Here is a 4745-nt window from a genome sequence, read left to right as displayed (position 1 = left end):
GCGGCTGAGCTCGCGCGTCGGTTCTTCCAGCGCATACTTGACTGTGAAGGACGGACGGCGGTTGGCCGAACTGACGAACTGCCCGTGCACGTGGCAGGAGCGGATGCGCATCTGCAACATCACCGGCGTGCTGCTGGCTTCGGACAGGTCGAAGCCATCCTTGACCGCCTGCACGATGCAGGGCAGGTTGGGACGTGGATCGAGCAGCCACATCTGCGACTTCATGGCGAAGGCATGGCTGCGTTCCTGCATGATGGAGGAGCCCTCGCCATAGTCTTCGCCGACGATGATGAGCGCACCGCCCAGCACCCCGCCCGAGGCCAGGTTGGCCAGCGCGTCGGAAGCCACGTTGGTGCCGACGGTGGCCTTGAAGGTCACCGCGCCGCGTAGCGGATAGTTCACCGAGGCCGCCAGGGTGGCGGCGGCGGTGGCTTCGCTGGCGCTGTTCTCGAAGCGGATGCCGTGTTCCGACAGGATGTCCTGGGCATCGGCCAGTACGTCCATCAGGTGCGAGATCGGTGCGCCCTGGTAACCGGCCACATAGGCCACGCCCGACTCCAGCAAGGCCTTGGTGACGGCCAGGATGCCCTCGCCGCTGAATACTTCCCCTGCGCCCAGGCGCAGTTTCTTGACTTCTTCTACGAATGATCGCTCGGCCATCGTGGTCCCCGTGTGCAATGAATTTCCTTGTGTTGCACTTTCGTTCCCGGGGAGGCTGGCGTCAATACATGATTAATCATGCATCAGGACTTTTGGCAGAGGCTGGATAAGGCCCGCATTCCGGGGATAGGAAATGGGTCGTGCGAGGTCTGGCAAGGGCGTGCCCTGCCCTTCTGACGCCATGAATCATGGAGGCTGCAACTAACTTGATGGCACTGAAAAACTCACCAAAGATAATGATTTACGGATTTTCCATTGCACGCCGACAACATCACGCGTGCAATCGGGATGACGCCATGTTGCAGCGCATATTGCCACCACGGGCCCGGCAATGAGATAAAGACATCACAAGAACTAAAACATGATTTTTCATACATCTTGGCACGAAACTTGTTAGGCAAAGGAAGTCATTTCCGCCCTCTTGTTTCCGCCCTGATGATGACAAGAGACACCACCGCCGGACTAGCCTGCAGAGGTAGCAGCCATGATGAACGTACTCCACTCCGATCCCTCCACCGGGCGCATGCCCATGCCGGCGTCGGTCGAACGCCTGCTCAATGGTTCCAACAAGCTCCTGTTCGCCTCGTCCGACCTGGACGAGGTACGCTCCATGGTCGGCCGCGTGATGAAACCGCACCGGCTGGACCTCACCGGCCAGGGCGAGCGACTGGATGCGCGCATGCATTACACCTCGCTGGGCGACCTGTCGGTGAGCCGCCTGCGCTATGGCTCGGCGGTACAGATCGAGCCGGGCTCGCTGGACAGCTTCTTTCTGGTGCAGATGCCTCTTTATGGGATGGCGCGTATCGAAAGCGGTGCACAGCACATCGATTCCTCGGCCGAGCTGGCCTCGGTGCTGAGCCCGCAGGAAGCCACCCGCATGACCTGGATGGCCGGTACCGATCAGCTGATGCTGCGCCTGTCGCGCTCGCTGGTGGAACGCACCCTGGTCGGTTATCTCGGCCACCCGCTCAACGAGCCGCTGCGTTTCGAGCTGGGCTTTCGCTGGCGCGAGTGTGCGCCGTGGCAATGCATGCTGTCCTACCTGATCGACTGCACCCTGCAGCATCACGACCTGGCCATGCACAAGATCGTGGTGTCGCAGATCGAACAGCTGGCGGCGTCCATCCTGGTCACTTCGCATCGTCACAACCATTGCGAGGATGCTCCGGCGCGGCGCAGTACCATCCTGCCGCGCCATGTGCGGCGCGCCCAAGATTTCCTGGAAGCCCACGCACACGAGCCGGTCACGGCCGAGCAACTGGCCCAGGCCGCCGGCGTGAGCGTGCGCAGCCTCTATGCAGGCTTCAAGGATTTCCTCGGCGTGAGCCCGATGCAATACCTGCGCGACCTGCGCATGGAACGCGCCCGTGCCGAGCTCATGAGCGGCGACAGCAACCACGTGGCCGGTGTGGCGCTGCGCTGGGGCTTCGCCCACATGGGCCGCTTCAGCAACGAATACAAGCAACGCTACGGCGAATCGCCCAGCAAGACCTTGCGGGCGCGCTGACCCCTGCCGATTGATGAGAAAAAAATGCGCCGGGATCACCGGCGCACAAAACCCTCCAGACCAGAGAGTAGAGAAACAGCGCGTCAGCGCGGGGCCAGCCGCTGCGCCACCATGTAACCGGAACCCGCGCCCAGTCCCGGTCCGGGATGGGTGCTGGCACCGATGTGGAAGACATTGGCCACGGTAGTCTGCTGTCCGCGCGCCCCGTGGCTGCCTGCAAATGGACGCAGCCAGAAGAACTGGTCGGGCGAACACACGCCCGAATACGGATCGCCACCCACCAGATTGCAGTTCAGTGCCTCCAGGTCTGCCGGCGAATAAGCGCGGCGGCCCACGACCCGTTGGCCCAACCCGGGCATGACCTGCTCCAGCTGCGCCTGCACCCGGTCCGCGAAGGCCTCGCGTACGTCGGCGGTCCAGCGGCCATCTGCCGCAACGGCGATCTCGCCGGCGCTGTCGCCCTTGAGGCGGGACGGCAATTCCTGCATCTGTATCCACAGGATCCAGCCCCCCGCCGGTGCGCGCGAGGGATCGGCGGCCACCGGCTGGCCGATGGCCAAGGTAGGACGCGCCGGCAGCCAGCCGTTGTTGGCCCCGGTCACATTGCCGCACACCTGCTCCATGCTCTCCGTGAGGTGCACCAGCGGCACCTGCAACAGCTCCGGAGTGGTCCAGGCCGGTGGTGCATCCAGTGCGAAGTGGATCTGCATGCCGCCACGTCCGAACTGGTAGCTCCCGGCCCGCTCCCGCACCGCCTGCGGTGCCTGCGCCAGCAGACGGCCATAAAGCTGCGGCGGCGTGACGTTGCAGACCACCGCCTGCCCGGCCTGCAACTGCGTACCGTCGGCCAGCACGACACCGGTGGCGCGCTGCTTGCGGCCTTCGCCGCGCGTCATGATGCGGGCCACGTCAGCGTTCGTGCGGACCTCGCCGCCATGCTGCATGATGAGATGCGACAGGGCCGCCACCAGTTGGCTGCCCCCACCCTTGACCACCGGCATGCCACCGCTGACGACGGCAGCGAAGGTCAGCTTGCCGATCAGGGCCGAGGTGGCATCGTCCGGACCGAGACCGGAATGCAGCACCCAGGGGGCGATCAGGGCGCGCGCCAGATCCGACTTGAGCGTGCGTTGCGACCAGCGGCGGAAGCTTTCCATGGCATCCGCGCCAAAACCGAGCAGGCCATCCAGTCCGCGCGCCCGCCATTCGGAAAACAGCAGCCGCAGCAGCTTCCAGCCATACGGATCGCTGCCCAGCAGACCGAAGGTCAGCGCCGCATCCTGTCCGAACAGGCGCTGCGCCATGGCCAGCAAGGCCCCGCCATCGCCCGGTGCCAGCGCGTCGATGCGGGCAGCGGCATCGGCCAGGTCCTGACGCAGGGCCAGGCCCCGGCCATCGGGCGTGACCAGTCCGGTGGTGTAGGCCGGCTGCAGGAATTCCAGTCCGGCCGTCTTGAGGTCGTCGGCCAGTTCGGCATAGGCTGGGCTGCCCATGAAGAGCGGATACCAGGACGACAATACCTCATGGGTATAACCCGGAAACAGCGTCTCGGTGCGGATGCAGCCACCGGCGCGGTCATTGCGTTCCAGCACCAGCACGCGCTTGCCGCGCCGCGCCAGCAGCGCGGCGCCGACCAGTGAATTGATGCCGCTGCCGACGAAGATCACATCGGCCGCATCCGGCCCGGCAAAGGAATGTGCGCTGGCCATGTGCTTACTCCACCAGCGCCAGCACGCGCAGCGGACTGCCGGAACCGCCCTCGATCTTGAGCGGTGCGGAGAAGAGCATCGCCCCCTGCGGCGGCAACTGATCCAGATTGCGCAGGCATTGCAGGCCGTAGCGATTGGCACCGTGCATAAGCGTGTGGCAAGGATAGGGAACCGGCCACGCGTAGGACTGGCCGGCATCGGTATTGATGGTTTCCACGCCGAAGCCGTGCACCTTGCGCTGGTGGATCAGCCATTCGACAGCGGCCTGCGTGGGACCGGGCGTATGCGCACCGTCCTCGCGCAGGTTGAGGAAGGCGTCCGCATCATCGACCCGCAGCGACCAGTCGGTACGCAACAGGACCCAGGCACCGGCCGGGATGGCACCATGCTGCGCTTCCCATTGTTCGAGGAAAGGCACGTCGAGCAGCCAGTCTTCATTGGCGGCCACTTCGGCGCTGGCATCGATCACCACGGCCGGCGCAATGAAGTTGCCGGGCGCGATGGTATCGACGCTGTTGCCGGGATGGTCACGTCCGCTGATCCAGTGCACCGGTGCATCGAAGTGGGTGCCGGTGTGCTCGCCACAGGAGAAGTTGTTCCAGTACCAGGCCGGACCGGATTCATCGTAGTGCGAGATGCGCTCGATCTTGAAGCCCTGCACCTGGCCGAATTGCGGCGGCAGTTGCAGCGCGGGGAAGGACGGGGACAGCGTTTGCGTCAGGTCGACCACGCGCAGGCGGCCATCGGCCAGACCGGCGGCCAGGGCGGGCAGCAGCGCAGTGGAGGTGTGGGGGGATGCCATGGAGGGCTCCTTCAGTGATGCGAACAGGATGAAATCAGGAGGCCATCAGGCCGCCGCCTGCAGG

General features: G+C 64.8%; 3 protein-coding genes and 1 pseudogene. 1 reads left to right on the top strand and 3 read right to left on the bottom strand.

Annotated features, from left to right (window positions below; translation table 11 throughout):
• A pseudogene (locus B3873_RS00020) lies at window positions 1-660 on the bottom strand (indolepyruvate ferredoxin oxidoreductase); the annotation flags it as partial.
• Between the two features lie 484 nt (window positions 661-1144).
• Between B3873_RS00020 and B3873_RS00015 the strand changes: the two are divergent.
• The gene (locus B3873_RS00015; RefSeq protein WP_121040926.1) at window positions 1145-2170 is read left to right on the top strand and encodes an AraC family transcriptional regulator; all 1026 of its coding nucleotides are present in this window, start codon (window positions 1145-1147) and stop codon (window positions 2168-2170) included.
• A gap of 83 nt (window positions 2171-2253) precedes the next feature.
• Here the strand turns inward: B3873_RS00015 and B3873_RS00010 are convergent, their stop codons facing one another.
• Together B3873_RS00010 and B3873_RS00005 are read right to left on the bottom strand one after the other, a co-directional pair.
• Window positions 2254-3879, bottom strand: a complete 1626-nt coding sequence (locus B3873_RS00010; RefSeq protein ID WP_286863412.1) for a phytoene desaturase family protein — start codon at window positions 3877-3879, stop codon at window positions 2254-2256.
• A 4-nt stretch (window positions 3880-3883) separates the two neighbouring features.
• Window positions 3884-4681 carry a cyclase family protein gene (locus B3873_RS00005; protein ID WP_039783213.1) on the bottom strand — a complete coding sequence of 266 codons (798 nt, stop codon included), beginning with the start codon at window positions 4679-4681 and terminating at the stop codon, window positions 3884-3886.
• Between the last annotated feature and the right edge of the window lie 64 nt (window positions 4682-4745).

The organism is Herbaspirillum sp. UBA812 (genome assembly GCF_002296545.1).
Taxonomy (GTDB): Bacteria; Pseudomonadota; Gammaproteobacteria; order Burkholderiales; family Burkholderiaceae_D; genus Herbaspirillum; species Herbaspirillum huttiense.
The sequence above is the reverse complement of the archived record's forward strand: the minus strand, read 5'-3'. Positions and strand labels throughout refer to the sequence as shown.